Raw genomic sequence first — 16,915 nt, 5'->3', positions numbered from 1 at the left:
CATTGTGCGGGCGAGGATGAGCGGCCGGGCCGAGGTGGGGCCGGCGGGCCGCGCCGGGACGGGGTCGCTCAACGCTCTCTGCGTGGGGCCGGAACAACGCGGCTGCGGATGCGGTAGCGCGTGACGTCGGACTCGGGGGCCGTCCGGAAGCTCACGGTCACAGGCCCGGCGAAGCTGTAGCACTGCTCGGCGGCGTGCTTGCGGACCGTGACCGACAGCCTCCGGCCCAGCTGCGCCGCGTGCACATCGAGCTGCCGGTACCTTTCCTCGGGCAGCTCGATAGTGAACGCGTTGGGCACAAGGGTGCGCCCCAAGCCCAGGATCATGGCGTTTACGTCGCACTCCCGGCGCAGTATCACCATGACCTCGACCGGTTCCCGTTCCCGCTCCGACCGGGCCAGCGAGGCCCACAGGGCAGTGACCCGACGCTCCATCATCCGTTCGAAGTTGCCCAGGATTCCCATCGCCATCGGGTGCCCGTGTGGGGACGAAGCATGTTCACCCATCGGGATGACGCGCCGAGCGCAGAGCTGACGGGCCCACCTGGCGCTGGAGACAACGCTCCGGGCTTCTATAGGCTGAGCGTGTGGCCAGCACAGACGATCCCGAGTCCCAGGGCGCAGCCCCGGTCCGTCCGGCAGCGGATCTTCAGCGATTCGCGGTGGAACTGCGCCGAATGAACGCTGAGATCAACCGGCTGGTCCACGGTTTCGCACTCGGTCAGGGCCTGCACCCCACCGACGTCCAGGCGCTCGCGGCGATCCTCGATGCCGACGCGCCGCTGACGCCGGGCCGGCTCCGGGAGCATCTGGGGCTGACCTCGGGCGCCGTGACCGCGTGCCTCGACCGTCTGGAGCGGGCCGGGCACATCCGCCGGTCACGGGAGAGCACGGACCGGCGCGTGATCCATCTGCACTATGTGGAAGGCGCAAGGTCGGCTGCGCGCGCCTACTTCCTGCCGCTGGCCGAGGCGACCGAGGGTGCCCGCAGCCGGTTCAGCGAGGACGAGCAGTCGGTGATCCTGCGCTTCCTCGCGGCGATGAACGACGAGATGGCCGGGCTGCGCGTGCTCCGCCGCTGAATTCTCCGGGTGCTGGCGCATCCGAACCGCCGGCTTGCGCGGTAGGGGTGTTGTGGAGCCGATCGGCCTCCCCTCGTCCGCCCTTCTCCTGCCTGTTAGTGTCCGGCGCCCTACACTCTCTCAATCATTGAGATTACTATTCATTGAGCTACTTTCCGCGAGCTACTTTCCGCACCCCTGGGAGTCCGATGTTCACCGCCCTTCGGTCGGCACGCCTGCTGGTCCCGGTCGTTCTGCTCATTGCCTGGATCGGTATCGGCGGGATGCTCGGCCCCTACGCCGGGAAACTCGGCGACGTCGCGACCAACGACCAGGCGGCCTTCCTGCCGCGCAACGCGGAGTCGACCCAAGTCATCGACGCCCAGCAGGACTTCCGCCAGGAGGAGACGCTCCCGGCGATCGTGATCTGGACAGCGGACGACGGCAGCGGCAGCGGGGCCAGTGGTCAGGGTGACAGCCGGGGCCGTCGGCTCGGACCGGAGCAGCAGACCTCCGCGACCCGTGCGCTGGCTTCGCTGGCCGGCGGTCCCGGCGTGGTGGGTGAGGTCTCCCCCGCGCTGCCCTCCAAGGACGGGCTGGCCCTGCAAGGCGTCGTACAACTGCGGCCGGACCTGGGCGAGAATCTGCCCAGCACACTCCAAGAGATCAAAAAGGCCGCGGAAACGGTACCCGGCACCGTCGTGGAGACGGCGGGTCCAGCGGCGAGCCAGGCCGACCTGTCGGAGGCGTTCGCCGGCATCGACGGCCTGCTGCTCGGTGTCGCACTCGCGGCCGTCCTGCTGATTCTGCTGCTGGTCTACCGCAGCGTCCTGCTGCCCCTGGTCATCATCCTGGGCGCGGTCCTCGCCCTCGGTCTGGCTTGCGCGATCGTGTACGCGCTCGCCGATCACGGCATCGTCCGCGTCGATGGCCAGGTCCAGGGCATCCTGTCCATCCTCGTCATCGGCGCCGCCACGGACTACGCGCTGCTGCTGACCGCTCGCTTCCGTGAGGAACTGGCGTCCCGCGGCGACCGGACGGCGGCCATGCGCGCCGCGATGCGGCAGTCCTTCGGGCCCATCACCGCGAGCGCCGCCACGGTCGCCCTCGGCCTGCTCGCCCTGCTGCTGAGCGATCTCACCAACAACCGGGCCCTGGGGCCGGTCGGCGCCATCGGTATCGTCTGCGCCGTACTCAGCGCCCTGACCTTCCTGCCGGCGGTCCTGGTTCTGCTCGGCCGGGCGGCGTACTGGCCCGCCCGGCCCAAGTCCGCCGCCCAGAAGGCATCCGGACACACCATCTGGAACCGGGTCGCCCAACTGGTCGACCGGGCCCCGCGGAAGGTGTGGGCCATCACCCTGGCGGGACTTCTCGCCTGCGCGGCCTTCGCACCGACGCTGACGGCGAAGGGTGTTCCGCTCGACGAGATCTTCGTCAACGACGCCCCTTCGGTGGCCGCCCAGCAGACGCTGGGCGAGCATTTCCCGGGTGGTTCCGGAAACCCCGCGGTGATCATCACGCGGGCCGGGCGGCTGCCCCAGGTGACAGCGGCGGCGAAGCGGACGGACGGCGTGGCCACGGCCTCCCCCGTCACCGGTTCGGGCCGGCCGGGCTCGGGCGCGCCCCTCGTCGTCGACGGTCGCGCCCGCATCGACGCGACTCTCCTGGACGCCGCCGACAGCGACGAAGCCAAGGACACCGTCGAACGGCTGCGCTCTGCGGTGGGCGCGGTGCCCGGCGCCGACGCGCTGGTCGGCGGGTACACCGCGCAGCAGTACGACACCCGGATCACCGCGGAACACGACCGCCTGCTCATCGTGCCGGTCGTCCTCGCGATCATCCTCGTCATCCTGATCGGCCTGCTCCGCTCGCTGCTGATGCCGGTGCTGCTGGTGGCCACGGTCGCCCTCAACTTCCTGGCCACCCTGGGGGTTTCCTCACTCGTCTTCGAGCACGTACTCGGATTCGGCGGAACCGACTCCTCCGTGCCGCTGTACGGTTTCGTCTTCCTCGTCGCCCTGGGCGTGGACTACAACATCTTCCTGATGTCCAGGGTCCGTGAGGAGTCCCTGCTCCACGGCCCCCGCCAGGGTGTGCTGCGTGGGCTCACCGCGACGGGCGGGGTCATCACCTCAGCGGGCGTGGTGCTCGCGGCGACGTTCGCCGCGCTCGGGGTGATCCCTCTGGCCTTCCTGCTCCAGATCGCGTTCATCGTCGCCTTCGGCGTACTGCTGGACACTCTTGTCGTACGGTCCTTGCTGGTGCCGGCCCTGGTGCGTGACATCGGGCGCCTCGCCTGGTGGCCCGGATCGCTCAGTCGGGACAGGCGGGTCGACCCGCCCGCCGAAGGGCAGAGCGCGCGGACCTGATCCGCGCCGCCCGGACCGGCCCCCACGGGTGGGCAGAGGGCTTTCACTCCTGACACTCCATCACCAGCGTTTGTGTAGAACGGCTTTGAGGCTGTCGGCCGTCCGGCTACGAGCGGTGCGCGGCCGGCGTTCCGGAACCAGAAAGCCATGCCCTCCCCCTTGACCCTCCCGGCGCGGGCAGACAAGCATCACTTTGCTGGAGAGCACTCTCCCCCACTTCTCTCCCCCCAATCGGCCGACGGGCCTGCGAGCACGCTGTACGGACCGGGCTCCACGCACCAGCCGCGGTCGCTCCCCGACCAGTGGCGCAGCAGCCGAGCCGGGATCCGTACCGTCGCCGTGACCTGTTCGCCGGGATCCGCCTCGACCGACGCGTACCCGGCGAGCCACCGCTGTGGGCGCTCCACCTTGGACGCCGGGTTCGCCAGGTACACCTGGACCACCTCCCGGCCGCGCCGACCACCGGTGTTGCGCACCTGGACGGCCACGGCGAAGGCACCGCTTTCCAACACCTGGGCGGGGGCTGCCAGTTCCTCTTACTGCCAGGTCGTGTAGCCGAGGCCGCGGCCAGGACGGCGCAGCCCGTGTCGTCCGCGAACTTCCGGCGTGCCACGACGGCCACCGGCTGTCCGGCCGTGAGCCGGATCCGGCCGTAGTGGCAGGGCGGGTTCACATGGACGACGGCCGGATCGTCCATCTCGCGCCTGAACACGCCGTCCACCAGGGCATGTTCGTCCACTCTCCGGTGCCGCAGCTCACCGGGCGTCTCTGGCGTCGGGCTCCGGCAGGGGGAGGTCGACGACTCCCGCTTCACGGTCCGGTTCGTCATCCGGTTCACGGTCCGGGTCGCCGTCCGACTTGCCGTCCGATTCGCCGTCGGATTCGCCGTCAACCTCCGCGGCCAGGGCGTCCCGGAGTGTCGCGTGCTCTCCGGCATTGACCGTCGTGGGCCATTCGACCTTGGGTGTATCTCTTCCGGATGTCTCTCCACCGGCAGTCTCCTCCTCGGCTGCCTTCGCAGCCGCGGCGGCGATCTCCGCCAGACCTTCGGCCGTCATGATCATGCTCACCGGCGCCGAGCTGTTGATGCAGAGGCTGTGCCCCTCCGGAATGCGCCCGAGGAGCGCGGGAACGTACACCTGCTCGTATCCCAGTCGCCCGGCGAGGTGGAGGTAACGCGGCGAGGTGAAGACCGGGACTATCGGGGTGCCGTCGGGCGCCGACGCACTCACCGGTTCGCCGCTCGCCGTGACCAACACGGCCACTTCGGCCTTGACCAGGTCCGAAGTGACGCCTTCCGCGGGGCCGTAGCCCGTGGTGGCGAGCTGGATGGCCGCGTCCACGTCGTCGGCGGGCTCCGGCCAGCCGAGCGCCTCCGGAGAAGGCTGGTAGTTCTCGTTGTCCTCCCACTCCACGATCACGCCGTCGAGGTCGGAGCGCCACTGGCCCACCACGGCCCAGTCCGGTGGCGGGCCTTCGCCCTGCCAGGCGGGGTCGATCGAATACAGCCAGTGGTCCGGCGCGAGCTTGGCCGCGTCGACGAACTCCTTCGGCGGCTCCGGCATTTCGGACTCGTCGACCATGGCGGGGGCTGCACCGCTGGGCTCAGTCATTCTGTCCTCCTCACTCACCGACCGGCTCACTGCTTGGTCTGTCCGGCGCGCTCGATGTACTGGGGGGTGCTTGATGTGCCTGCGGGCACTTCGTTGGTTACAAGCCACCCACGCTCCGGTCGGGCACCCCGATGGACACGGCGAGGGTGGGCTCGTTCCCGGTACCGAAGTGGGTGATGTCCCCGTCCGGGTGGTGGATCACGAGATGGACGCCGAGCACCCGTGCCGCCACGGCCGCGTACACCTCGAAGAGGTAGTCATTACGGGCCGAGGACCGATCGAGCAGCAGCAGGAACCGCTGAAGCCGGGTGCGTCCGGCATCGGCGATCTGGAGCGAGCCGCCGAGCATCTCGGCCTGGGTGCGTCGGCTGGTCGTCATTTCCATTCCTATGCGGACCAGTTCGTCAACCGTCGCGCTGTCCCGCGCGTTCGGCAGAGGCGCGTCCTCCGGAATGTCGTCCTCGGCGATCTGGCTGCCGAGCCATTCGTGGACGGTATCAGCGCCGCTCAACGGATGTAGGGCCGGGATCTGGTCGAACAGCTGGGGCTCGCCCCGGCGCAGTACGTCCGCCAAGGCCTCGGCGAAGCTCGCGCCAGACCCTGCCATGGCCGGCGGGGCACCTCGCGCGGGCGCCTCAGAACCCTCCGGCACGCTCAGTCGGGTCCCGTCGAGCACCGGCGGTGCAGTCGTCCCCGTGTCACGCGCCGCGTCCGACGACGGCTCGTCGTCCGGAGGCATCACCAGCACCGTCGGAACCGGGACCGCCGGTGTGAAGGGGAGATGGACCCGTCCGCCGACGGTGCGCAGGACAAGTTCGACGGGCCGATAGGAGAGGTCGGCCGCGCGGTCCGCCGCGTGCAGCGCAAGCACGATGTCGGTGGGAAGCGCAGCCTGTTGAGCGTCCAGGGCGCCGCCGAGGGTGCCGCCGTCCTTCAGCACCTGCCGGACGGCGTTCAGGGACGGCTGGAGCTGGTGGCAATGTTGTGGGTCGTCGTGCGGAGTCCCTGGGAGACGACGTCCCTGCTGAGGCTTTCGAGCTGGGGCCGGTACAGCGTCGTCACGAGGTGCGCGGAGCCACCGGAGGATTCCCTGCCGGTGAACCTGGACGCCTGGGCCGGGGTCAGGGTGACCTTGCCGCGCCGGATGAGGTGGGCGATTCGGCGCATGGTGGCCTCGGCGGAGAGCGAGGTCTTCGGCAGGCCCTTGCCGCGCAGGCCGGGGTCGACGGTGTTCAGCGCGGCGGTGAGTTCGTCCAGCGCGTCGAAGTCGTACACGGCGAGCGGCTGGGTCGGCGTCCACCGCGCGGTTTCGCCCAGCCGGTCCAGGTGCGCGCGCGGGTCGGAGCCCGAGCCGGCCGCGACGCCTGCCGGTGAGGCGGAGTACCGGGGGTCGCGGGGGTCGGCCGGGTGGACATGCAGGGTGATCAGGACCGGCGGCGGGGCGGGGAGCTCCACGGTGCCGTCCTCGCGCACCACCGGGGCTTCGCTGCCGGGGAACCTGAGGGTGACGGTGACCGGGGTGGCGGCTGCGGGGGCGGGGCTGGGTGCGGGGAGCGGCGCAGGGGGCTGCCCGGAGTTGGTGACAGGGACGGGGAGCGCAGGCGTGTTCTGCCCGTCCCCTGTCCGGCCGAGGTTCCTGTCCATCCAGCTCGTCAGGCCGACGGTGTCGCTCGCCGAGACCACGCCGTCGGCCAGCAGTTCCGTCAGCTTGCCCAGCGATGCGACCCGGTTGGCCAGAAAGCCGAGGGCCGAGTCGTTCAGGCGCACCGAGGAGACGTCCACCTGGTACTCGTACGTGAGCTGGAAGTCCGCGGCGCGCCGGAAGGTGCGCGGCCAGGTCTGGCTGTGCCGGGTTTTGGTTTCGGAGGTGCTCCGGGTGCTCGCGGTGGAGAAGGAGGGCGCGGCCCCCGCGCTGCCCGTCCTGCCTACGCCAGGGAGGGACGTATATCCGCCGTCCCCTTCGAGGTTGAGGGTGAACGCCGTTGACTGTGAGGCGATCCGCGTGACCGCGCTGGGTGCGACGGAGAACATGTTCTCCTGGCCCGACCACTGCAGCAGCTGGCCGTGTACCCCCCGCAGATCGGTGCCCGGCGCAGGGCGGGCGTTGAGCGCCACCTCCACCAGGTGCAGGCCCGTACGGCCTCGGTAGGGGATATGGAAACGCTGCCAGTGGTTCGCGCCGGCCGACGCGAGTGAGCGCAGGCCGGTCACGCCACTGACGTCCGCGATGCGCTGCCCGAGCCCGCGCACGTGGGCGCCGCTGCCCGGTGTGAGGGAGCCGGGCGCCTCCCGCTCCACCGCCGCCCGGATGGCCCGGGTGAAGTCGTCAAGCCCGCCTGTGGGGAGTGCGTCGGGCACGGTCCCGAACCCCAGCGACCTGCCGCCCGACCGGGCGAAGTACGGCGGCAGGAGCCGGTCCATGGGCAGCTGGGCCGGTGCGATCCCCGCGAGGCGGGCGAGCTGCGGATCACTCCTGACCGCCGTCTCGCTGACCCAGAAGACCACGGCGCCCGGTACGTGCACGGCGGTCGCCACCGTGTTGTGCGGGCCGAGCCCGACGCTGTTCGCCACCGCGTTGCGGTGGCCCTTGTTCAGGACGATGACGTACGTGGCGTCGGCCCGGAACCCGTGGAGCCTGTTCTCGGGATGGGCCTCGGAGTGCATCCGGTCGGTGAACGCGTAGTCGGTGTCCGACGCGCCCCCCGACCGTGTCGAGCTCCGGCCGCCGCTCCCCAGGAGGGTGACGCTCCCGTCGCCGGCGTGGGTGCCGGTCACGCTGAAGGCCGCCTGCCCCGAGCGGCTGAAGGTGGTCCCGCGCGAGGCGGAGTCCGTCGTGGTGAGGTCGTTCTCGATGTATGTGGTGGCCTTGGGGTCCTCGTGCGGGTGGCCCGGCCCCTCGTAGACCGCCCCGTGCAGGTAACCGCGTACCTCTCCTTGAATGTCGGTGCCCACCAGGGAGCCCGCGGCCTCGGCGTCGAAGATGTAGACGCCGCGGAAGATCTGGGGGCCGCGGGAGAGCAGGCCGGTCGACGACAGTACGTTCTGCGCCACCTCCTGCGCCGTGCTCTCCGCGTCCGACATGGGCTTGCCGACGGTCAGGTCCTTCAGCCACCCCGCGCCCTCCTTGAGCATCCCCGCGGGCCAGGTGACGGCCATCGGCAGTACGTCGGCCAGGCTGGAGCCCCGCTCGGCCGCCCGTTGGACGATCTGGGCGAACGCGCCGGGCTCCGGATGCCCCGGCTGGGTGCCCGCCACGAGCTGCTTGAACGCCGTGGTCAGCGCGGCGCTGCCCGCCACCAGATTCACATGGGCCGAGGCGGGGAGCAGCAGCAGATCCTGCGGCCGGGCGCCGCCCGCGTCCGGCAGCATCCGTGCCTTGCGGAAGTCTTCATCGGTCGCCGGTCGGCTGCTGGCCGGGGCGAGCGGGGCGGGCCGCGTATCGAGGGTCCGGGCCGGGGGAACGGTGAGGGAGATGTTTCCGTGTGTCGGATCGAAAGTCGTCAGCGGGGTGTCGCCGTTGCCCTGGAACACCCCCATGGCGAAGGTGGCCGGCATGTCGAACAGGGCCAGCCCGGCGGCGGAGACCGTGAGCATGTCGAGGCTGAACCCGGACGACGACCCCGCGGTGTTGCCGATGATCTGCTGCGTGCCGCTCGCGCTGTAGGGGATACCGCCTGTCACGGTCCAGTCGTCGGGGGCCTCGCCGCCGAGCCCGGCGGAGATGTCACCGTAGAGCGAGTGGTTGGAGCTGTGTCCTTCGCTGCCCGCGACGGACATGCCGTTCGCGTTCATCGAGAACAGGCCCGGCAGATTCTTCCGGTGGGTGGGGTAGGTGCCCGCCTGCGGCGCCACGGTCAGGTGCGCGCTGATCCGCCAGGTGTCGTACTTGAACGGCAGGTCGAAGTAGAGGGGGTGGCCGCCGTCCATGATCTGGCCGAGTGCGCCACGCAGTCCGATCTGCGAGCGGGCCATGGTGAGTTTGCGGGCGTTGGCCAGCCACGCGTACTGGATGGCGCTGTCGTTGAGCCAGTCAAGACGCTGAGGCTCGGAGGGTGCCAGGAATCCGTTGCGGCGCAGCAGGGTCGTCAGCTGGTCGAACAGCGGCTCGGTGCCGGTGACCCTGAGCGGGGTGGCCGAGATGCCGAGCGAGCGCAGGGCCACCAGTTCCGGCGGGAGGTGAAGCTCCTCGCCGGGGCGCGGCGGGACTCCCTGCGCGTCGGCCTGGCTGGGCACCCGCATGGTCTGGCCCTTGGGCCTCGGCAGCTCGAACGGCTCGGTCCTGCCGCCGTTGGCGAGCACGAGCGTCGCCCGGAAGACGATGTCCGAGTCCACCAGGAGGTGGTTTTCGCTGAGCAGGCTGAACCAGTCGTACGCCGTCCCGCCGGAGTTGAGGCTGCGGGTCTGCTGGAATTTGTAGCCGCCGCCGAAGACGAACTTCCCGTCCGGGTTCGCGTCGCCCAGGAAGTTGGTGGTGAGGGTGAATCCGCCCTTGGCGGCGTTGGAGACCGACAGCGCGTTCTTGGCACCGATCTGGTGCAGCAGGCTGCTCTCCAGCAGCACATTGTTCGACTTCGCCAGCAGGTCGGCGTACAGAGCCAGCAGTTCTGCCGAGAGCTCCAGGAAGCCGATCGGCTCGCCGCTGCGGTCCAGGAGTATGGGTGAGAGATACGCCCCGGCCACCATCAGCGGCAGGCCGGTGCGCTGGTTGTTCTCGTCGAGAAAGACGCGGAGTTCGTCGGCGGATTCCTTCGACAGTCGGCGCAGGTGGGGGCGGAGTTGGTCGGCCGCGAGGATAGCGTCGAGGATCGCGTCCGGATCGCGGACGGTGTCCACCCGGTAGAGCGGGAATTCATGCATCAAGGTCCGCGGGTCCGCCGGAATGTCGTGCGGCGACACAGGTCCGAACGGGCGCGCCGGGACGTTCTCGGTGAGGTAGTGGGGGAACCACGTGGCGAGCCTGCCCGGCGAGGGTTCGGCGTCGCTCCAGTCGTTGTCCGGGTCCGTGGATGGGGTGCCGTCGACGGGCACGGCCATGAACTCCCACCGCATCCCGTAGTCGTAGGCGCGTGAGGGCTCCGAGGAGAAGGCCAGCGTGGACATCGCGGTGAAGTTTTCCGGGATGGTCACGACGACGGTTTCCTGGTTGTGCGTCAGCGTGAACTTCGGGGTGAAGGTCTGCGATGCGGCTGCCGGGTTCTTGGAGTCCTGGAGCAGCCAGGTCCGCCCGTAGGCGAACGGGAGGCTCCGGACGTTGCCGCTGCTGCTGGTGTCGCTCGACTCGACGATGGTCCTAACCGCCCCGGTCTCCCGGCCCTTCCCGGACGGGGCGGCCGTGCCCTCCTGTGTGATGACGTGCGCGACGGGCCGTCCCGCCGCCAGCGTCGGAGGAGTGGTACGTGCCCAGTCGTCCTCGGCGCTCGACTGCGCCGGGTCCGCCGTCAGTACGATCATGCTCCGGTCCGCCGCACTGTCGGACACCAGCTTGGGCAGCACCGGGCCGGCGCCGACAGCCGGCCCGGGAACGAGCGAGGCCCCGAAGACGACCGACGTCGGCGAACGCCACACCTTGTTGCCACCGAGACCGGCTCCTCGACCAACTCCGATCCCCTGCCGGGCAGTCGGCGGAGGCACCGTCGCGGACATCGGTGCAGGAGCGGAGTCCGGCTCGTCCGACAACTCCCCCGGATCCGATGCGGGGGCGCTGGTGACACGCCTCACGGACGTGTCCGAGGCCGTCTCCTGGGCTGCGGCGGGCTGTTCCGACTGCATCAGGGTCTCGCCGGTTGAGCCCGTGGATATGGTCGATACGGTCGGGGGCGCTTCGGACTCGGTCCGCACAGCTCGGTACGGCGGCGGCGTTTCCTCTCGGACCTGCGGCGGGCCGTCAGCATCGCCGGGAGAGGCCGAGAGCCGGTGCTGCGGTGCCGCGGCCTGCGAGTCGCCCGCGCGGGCGCCGCCGCCGGGTATGCCTGCGGTGGTGCCGACGGGGGCCGGGACCGGCGTTGCGGTGGCCGACTCCTCCGATTGCTGGGGGACGTACGAAGTCTTCTCCACGACCGTGTCGCTCTCAGGCGTGGTGACCGGGCCGGGCGCCGGCTGGTGCGCCCCGGCCGCGGGGCGGTGAGGGGCGGAGGCGACGTCGGTCGCCACTGCGTGAGCCGCCGGAGCCACCACGGTGTCGGCCGGGGCCACTACCTCGGCGGCGAGGTCCGATTCAGCCTGCTCCCCCGGACCGGGGCTCGACCCTGTCCGCGGGGCAGGGGCGGTGCCGTCGCCGGCCTGGTGGCCCCTCGCCGCCTGCGTGTTGAGGTCCGGCGACCGCTGGGCCGCCGAGTCCGGGACCAAGTTTTCCGCACGGGCGGGGAGTGAGGACAGCGCATCCGCGTCCTCGCCCATGTCCATGTCACCGGCCAACGGTGCGAGAGCCTCGCCGTCCGCTGTCCGCTCCCGCACGAACTCCTCTGCAGTGGAGCTGTTGCCGCCGGCGCCGGCAGGCCGACCCGAAGCCGACTCGACGGTGTCCGAACCCGGTGAGGCCGACTGCTGGCCGGCGGACAGTGCGCCGTCCGCAGCGGCGATGCCCTCGTTGTCGCCGAGGAGGCTGTCGGGCTCCTGATAATCGGAGGTGCCCGACGAGTGGGTCGGCACCGACGAAGGAGCCGAAGAGCCCGCAGTGGTGGGGAGGTTCGACAGCGCGTCGGCGGACGGGTTGTTCCCGGGGCCCCCAGCATCCAGAGGGTTGAGCGCGGAGATGACGGACTCGCGGCTCGAATTCCCCGATATGTCCCCGGTGGTGGCGTCTCCCCCGGTGTAATTCGAGTCTTCCCCGTCGTAATTCGTCGGGGAGGAGGAGTACTTGACCCCACCGCCCGCACCGACTCCGGCCGCCGCACCCGGGTAGTCGGAGTCGTAATCCGTTACGGACGAAGTATCGCTGCGGGAGTCGTAGTCGAAGTCCGCATCTGAACCGGAACCGGACTCGGATGAGACATCGCTGATAGGCGATGCGGAGTCGTCCAGGTCGGGCCGATACGGCGGGACATAGGGGCCCGCACCGGGTCCGTTCGCCGTCTGGATGGGAGCGTAACCATTGCCGTCGACATCATCGACGACGGAGTTGCTGGGATCGGGAGCGTCCCAGTTCTCGTACGTGGAAACCGTGTTGGGGCGGGGCGGAGGGTCGGAGTAGTAGTCGGCCGGGGCGCGGTAGAGACCGGCGTTTGCATCGGGACCGGCATTGCTGGGCTTCCAGGGGGTCGGCGGACTGTTGTCGGCCCCGCTCACACTCCCGCTCCTACCGCCGCCCGTCTGGTAATTGATGTCGTTCTGACCGAAGTTGAGTTCCGGGAAGAACCTCTTGTGGGCCCACTTCCCGCCGTACTCCGCAACGTCGGAAGCGCCCTCGAACAGGGCCCCGCTGAGTCCGGCGCTCACGAACGTGGCGGGGTTGATGGCGAACGTGCCCAGGAAGAAGAGGTTGGTGAACGTCTCCGCGAAGGTTTCGGCCTGGCCCTCGTTGATGAAGGTATGGGGAAGTTCATACACCTCCTTCCACACCGGGTGCCTCTTGAAGAAGTTCTTGAAGAGCGGCGCGGTCACCTGGGAGAAGATGCCGCCGAAGGCCCCCGCAAGTGCCCCCACGACCGCCGACTTACCGATGTCCGTCCAGTCGAAATCGGTACGGCGCCGGCCCTCGTCCGGCGCGGTCATCGAGATGACCTGGGCGGCGAACGTGATGAATGCTTCCTGGATCGCTTCGAGCAGCGCCGAGATCGGCGTCGGGACAGCGTGTCCCATCCGCTGGAGGATCAACAGGATGGAGAGCGCGGTACGCGACCTGACCACAGCTATCTGGGTCATGGAGGTACCGCCGGTGAAGATGGCGAGCGCGGCGATCAGAGCAAGTTCGAGGTTCATGAAAATGAACTCAAGGAGGATCTGGTACTTGCTCTCCGCGAGCTGTATCGAGCGGTCCACCTGCCGGCGGCCTATGTCTCGAAGCTCCTTGGAAAAGTCATCAAGATGGTTGTGGCCGGCGTCGTCGACGAAGGTCTTCATCGCGGCGACGAACTCACGGCCGATCTCCGGCGGAAGCGACTGTCCCGCTGTGTCGATCGCAGCCTTCATCGCGTCGGAGAGCGCCCCGACGTCGTCGGCCAGCCGACGATAAGGATTACGGCTGCCGTAGCCTCTGTCCTCATTGCCGGTGGCGACGTTGGCGCCTACCCACACCTCGATGAACTCCCGCAGAGCGGGAGAGAACATGATCGCCATTTACCGCTTTGATTCGCTTTCCGCGCTGTGTGTCTGGATGTCTTCCATCGCCAGATCCTGCGGCTTCTGTACGTTCGCGGCCTCACCGGCCACCGCGTCGACCAATGCCATGAAACCCATGGTGATGGCATTCGTCGTCGCGATCACGTCCTCCTGCTCTTTCCTGACCTGCTCGCCGACCTGGTTGGCGAAGAGGTCGTCGCTGCCCTCCTCGCCCCACCAGCCGTCGTACTCGGCGTTGTCGCGCTCGAAGTTGGGCACGAGCTTCTCGCTGTATCCGACGGCGTTGGAGAGATGACCCGAGCTAGTGCGTTGGCCACGAACGTTCGCCGGGTCTGGCGACACGCTGATCGATGTTTAGGGTGCTGGGGTCGGTCGGCTTCACTCTGGATGCAACGTAGTTGTTGTTGAGGATGAGTGAGGTCGCAGATGGCAGAGCCGGTCAGGGCGCGACGGTTGACTGATCAAGAGGGGCAGAGGCTGCAGCAGATCGTTCGGCGGGGCCGCCACGAGTCCGTGCGGGTGCGTCGGGCACTGATCATCATGGCGTCGGCGTCGGGGACCACCGTGACGGCGATCGCGCAGTTGGTCGCCGCGCACGAGGACACAGTCCGGGACGTGATCCACGCGTTCAACGAGGAGGGCCTGGCCGCGCTGGACCCTCGGTGGGCGGGAGGCCGTCCCCGCCTGATCAGCGATGACGAACGCGAGTTCATCATCGCGACGGCCCGGACCCGCCCGGTCACGCTGGGACGTCCCTTCACGCACTGGAGCCTTCGCAAGCTCACCGACTACCTGGCCCGCAACCGGGTGAGGACGGTGAAGATCGGCCGGGAACGGCTGCGGCAGATCTTGCGCGAGAACGGGATCTCCTTCCAGCGGACCCGCACCTGGAAGGAGTCCAAGGATCCCGACAAGGACACCAAACTCGACCGCATCGAGCACGTGACCAGTCGTTTCCCGGACCGGTGTTTCGCCTTCGACCAGTTCGGCCCGCTGTCGATCCGCCCTGCCACGGCTCCGGCTGGGCCCAGGAGAAGAAACCGGACCGGCTGCCGGCCACCTATCACCGCACCCACGGCATCCGGTACTTCCACGGCTGCTATTCCCTGGGCGACGACCAGCTGTGGGGAGTGACCCGCCGCCGCAAGGGCGGTGACCACAGCCTCTCGGCGCTGAAGTCGATCCGGGCCGCTCGCCCCGACGGCGCCCCTGTCTACGTGATCATGGACAACCTGTCGGCGAACAAGACCCCGACCATCCGGACCTGGGCGAAGAAGAACAAGGTCGAGTTGTGCCTGACGCCGACGAGCGCGTCGTGGGCCAACCCGATCGAGGCGCAGTTCGGGCCCCTGCGCAACTTCGTCATGGCCAACTCGAACCACCCCAACCACACAGTCCTCGCCCGCAAGCTCCAGGACTACCTGCGGTGGCGCAACGCCAACGCGCGGCACCCCGACGTCCTGGCCGCCCAGCGCCGCGAACGCGCCAAGGTCCGCAGCGAACGCCAGCAACGCTGGGGCCACCCACGCCCCAAGGCCGCATGACCAGACCCGGCACACGTTCGTGGCCAACGCACTAGCCAGAATTGCCTGAATTTCAGCCGAGTAGTTACCAGCCATGGCTACGCACTCCCCTGTCGCTTGTTCGTGCTGCCACGATCGACGGGCGGGGCCGCGGGCGGACATCCTGGTGAGAGGGTCGAGCGTGGCAACGACCCGACGTGTCATCTCGGCGCGAGCCGCCAATTGGATCAATGAACACGTATCGCGGCGGCCCGTCGACTATGACGTTCTGTCACGCTCTCATCGCCCCAGAGCCTGGGGCGCACCACCGTCATCAGTGCCCCAGACATCCTCATCCTCAGGCAGCCACGTGGTCCGCTCCCGGTCGCTGCTCTCCGTCTGCTGCCCGCCCCCGCCGCCGGGTTGGCCTCCTCCCATCGGTGGCATGAAGGGCGAATTGCTGGCGGTCTGCTGCGAGCCCCTCGGAGCCACGCTGTGTTCCTGGCCCTCAACCGTCGACGCGCCGCTGCCCCCTCGGCCGGCACGGTTGACACCAGGCTCGATGACGTTTCGGACGCGCTCGCCGGTTCCTCCGCCCTCACCGCCGCCCCCGCCGCGCATCATCGGCTGCATCGGAGACCCCCCTCCCCCGCCGGGGGCCCCGGAGCCACCGGAGGACGCGCCGCCGCCGCCACCCTCGGGACGCCCCAGCGCAGATGCCAGATCGTCCGAGTTGTAGAGGTTGTCATTGAACGCGGAGGAATACTGCGAGTCGCCGTTCGGCATGGACGACAGATCGGGCGGCACCGGGAGGTCTGCGATGCGCTGGCGAATCTGCTCGTCGATGTCCTTGTCGCCGCCCCCCAGCCGGTCGCTCTCAGCCTGGATGTCGCCCATGCGCTGGTTGTACTCGGCCCTGGCGTCCCGCCGCGCCTGATCCGCTTCCGTACGAGCCTGCTCCCGCTCTTCCTGGGCAGCGGACTTCTCCTGGTTGTACTCGTCCTTGGCCTTCGCCTCGGCAGCGTCGGCCTCTTTTACGGCGTCCCGCTCGGTGGCGTCGATCTCGGCGATCCGACGGTCGTAGCTCTCGCGAGCCTTCTCCTCGTCGCCACCGCCGGCAACCTCACGGTCGTACTCCTGCCGTGCTTCCGCACGGTCCTCTTTAGCCTGCTCCTGCGCCTGCTCCCGCTGCTCCTGGGCTGCGGCCTTCTCCTGCTGGAACTCCTTCTTCGCCTCCGCCTCCTGGCGGTCGGCATCCTGCACGGCGCTTTCGCGCTCCGCCCGGGCATCGGCCTGCTGCTGCTCGTAGTCCGACTGCGCTTCAGCCTTCGCCTGCTCGGCCTCCAGCCTGCCCCGCTGCTGTTCCTGTACAGACTCGCGCCGGGCCTCTTCCTGCTGCTGCTTGGCCTCGGTCCGGTCCTCTTCGTTACGGGCGAGTGCGGTTTCCCTCTCCTTGTCGGCCTCGGCCTTCGCCGCGGTCTGCTCCTCCTTCGCAGCGGACTTCTCCGCTGTCTGCTCCTCCTTCGCCGCGGCCTTCTCTGCCGTGGCCTCCGCCTTCGCGGCCTCTTGCGCCTTCTCCGCCTCGGCCTTCGCCGCGGCCTGCTCCTCCTTCGCGGCAGCCTTCTCCGCTGCCTGCTCCTCCTTCGCCGCGGCCTTCTCCTGCCCGGCCTCGGCCTTCGCTGCGGCCTGCTCCTCCTTCGCGGCGGCCTTCTCCGCGTCCTGCTCCTTCTTGGCCGCGTCCTGAGCCTTCTTGGCCTCGGCCCGCTGCTGTTCCGCCTGCGAGAGAGCCAACGCCTGCTGCGCGGCGCCCTCAGATTTAGCTTCCTGCTTCTCCTTCGTGGCCTCGGCCTTGGCCTCGTCCTTCTCCTTGTTCGCCTCCGCCTTCGCCGCGGCCTGCTCCGCCTTCGCCTCCTCCTTCTCCTTCTCGGCCTCAGCCTTCGCCGCGGCCTGCTCCTCCTTCGCGGCAGCCTTCTCCTCGGCCTGTTCCGCCTTGGCTTCCGCCTTCTCCTTGTCGGCTTCGGCCTTGGCCTCGTCCCTCTCCTTCTTCGCCTCGGCCTTGGCGTCGTCCGATTCCTTCTTCGCGTCGATCTTTTC

General features: G+C 69.3%; 8 protein-coding genes and 2 pseudogenes. 3 read left to right on the top strand and 7 right to left on the bottom strand.

The features are described from left to right. Positions 1-68: 68 nt before the first annotated feature. Positions 69-470 (bottom strand): DUF3662 domain-containing protein, encoded by a 402-nt coding sequence (locus tag ABCR94_RS11550; RefSeq protein ID WP_347119163.1) that lies wholly within the window; start codon positions 468-470, stop codon positions 69-71. Positions 471-586: 116 nt separating this feature from the next. On the opposite strand from ABCR94_RS11550, the gene ABCR94_RS11545 reads away from it, so the two are divergent. Together ABCR94_RS11545 and ABCR94_RS11540 are read left to right on the top strand one after the other, a co-directional pair. Continuing rightward, positions 587-1,081: a MarR family winged helix-turn-helix transcriptional regulator gene (locus ABCR94_RS11545; protein ID WP_347119162.1), complete on the top strand. Its 495-nt coding sequence runs from the start codon at positions 587-589 to the stop codon at positions 1,079-1,081. Positions 1,082-1,269: 188 nt separating this feature from the next. Then, on the top strand, positions 1,270-3,429 hold the full coding sequence (locus ABCR94_RS11540; RefSeq protein WP_347119161.1) for an MMPL family transporter: 2,160 nt from the start codon (positions 1,270-1,272) through the stop codon (positions 3,427-3,429). 188 nt (positions 3,430-3,617) lie between these two features. On the opposite strand, the gene ABCR94_RS11535 is transcribed toward ABCR94_RS11540, so the two are convergent. The 5 genes from ABCR94_RS11535 to ABCR94_RS11515 all read right to left on the bottom strand — a co-directional run bounded on the left by ABCR94_RS11535 (position 3,618) and on the right by ABCR94_RS11515 (position 13,577). Beyond that, the gene (locus tag ABCR94_RS11535) at positions 3,618-3,941 is read right to left on the bottom strand and encodes a fibronectin type III-like domain-contianing protein (protein WP_347119160.1); all 324 of its coding nucleotides are present in this window, start codon (positions 3,939-3,941) and stop codon (positions 3,618-3,620) included. A 243-nt stretch (positions 3,942-4,184) separates the two neighbouring features. After that, positions 4,185-5,042 (bottom strand): type VII secretion system-associated protein, encoded by an 858-nt coding sequence (locus tag ABCR94_RS11530; protein WP_347119159.1) that lies wholly within the window; start codon positions 5,040-5,042, stop codon positions 4,185-4,187. A 97-nt stretch (positions 5,043-5,139) separates the two neighbouring features. Next, positions 5,140-5,982: a hypothetical protein gene (locus tag ABCR94_RS11525; protein WP_347119158.1), complete on the bottom strand. Its 843-nt coding sequence runs from the start codon at positions 5,980-5,982 to the stop codon at positions 5,140-5,142. Positions 5,983-5,996: 14 nt separating this feature from the next. Then, on the bottom strand, positions 5,997-13,307 hold the full coding sequence (locus tag ABCR94_RS11520; protein ID WP_347119157.1) for a hypothetical protein: 7,311 nt from the start codon (positions 13,305-13,307) through the stop codon (positions 5,997-5,999). A 9-nt stretch (positions 13,308-13,316) separates the two neighbouring features. Continuing rightward, a complete protein-coding gene (locus tag ABCR94_RS11515; protein ID WP_347119156.1) occupies positions 13,317-13,577 on the bottom strand; it encodes a hypothetical protein in 261 nt (86 codons plus the stop codon). A 168-nt stretch (positions 13,578-13,745) separates the two neighbouring features. Here ABCR94_RS11515 and ABCR94_RS11510 point away from each other — a divergent pair. Beyond that, positions 13,746-14,863 (top strand): annotated as a pseudogene (locus tag ABCR94_RS11510) (IS630 family transposase). 258 nt (positions 14,864-15,121) lie between these two features. On the opposite strand, the pseudogene ABCR94_RS11505 reads toward ABCR94_RS11510, so the two are convergent. Beyond that, positions 15,122-16,915 (bottom strand): annotated as a pseudogene (locus ABCR94_RS11505) (hypothetical protein); the annotation flags it as partial.

It is taken from the genome of Streptomyces changchenzhani (assembly GCF_039766235.1).
GTDB lineage: Bacteria > Actinomycetota > Actinomycetes > Streptomycetales > Streptomycetaceae > Streptomyces.
Note: the sequence above shows the minus strand (reverse complement) of the source record. Positions and strands in the feature narration are given on the sequence as shown.

Excerpts from the sequence above, each read along its gene's own strand:
- ABCR94_RS11550 (WP_347119163.1), bottom strand. The coding sequence starts at position 470 with ATGGCGATGGGAATCCTGGGCAACTTCGAACGGATGATGGAGCGTCGG.
- ABCR94_RS11540 (WP_347119161.1), top strand. The coding sequence starts at position 1,270 with ATGTTCACCGCCCTTCGGTCGGCACGCCTGCTGGTCCCGGTCGTTCTG.
- ABCR94_RS11530 (WP_347119159.1), bottom strand. The coding sequence starts at position 5,042 with ATGACTGAGCCCAGCGGTGCAGCCCCCGCCATGGTCGACGAGTCCGAA.
- ABCR94_RS11520 (WP_347119157.1), bottom strand. The coding sequence starts at position 13,307 with ATGTTCTCTCCCGCTCTGCGGGAGTTCATCGAGGTGTGGGTAGGCGCC.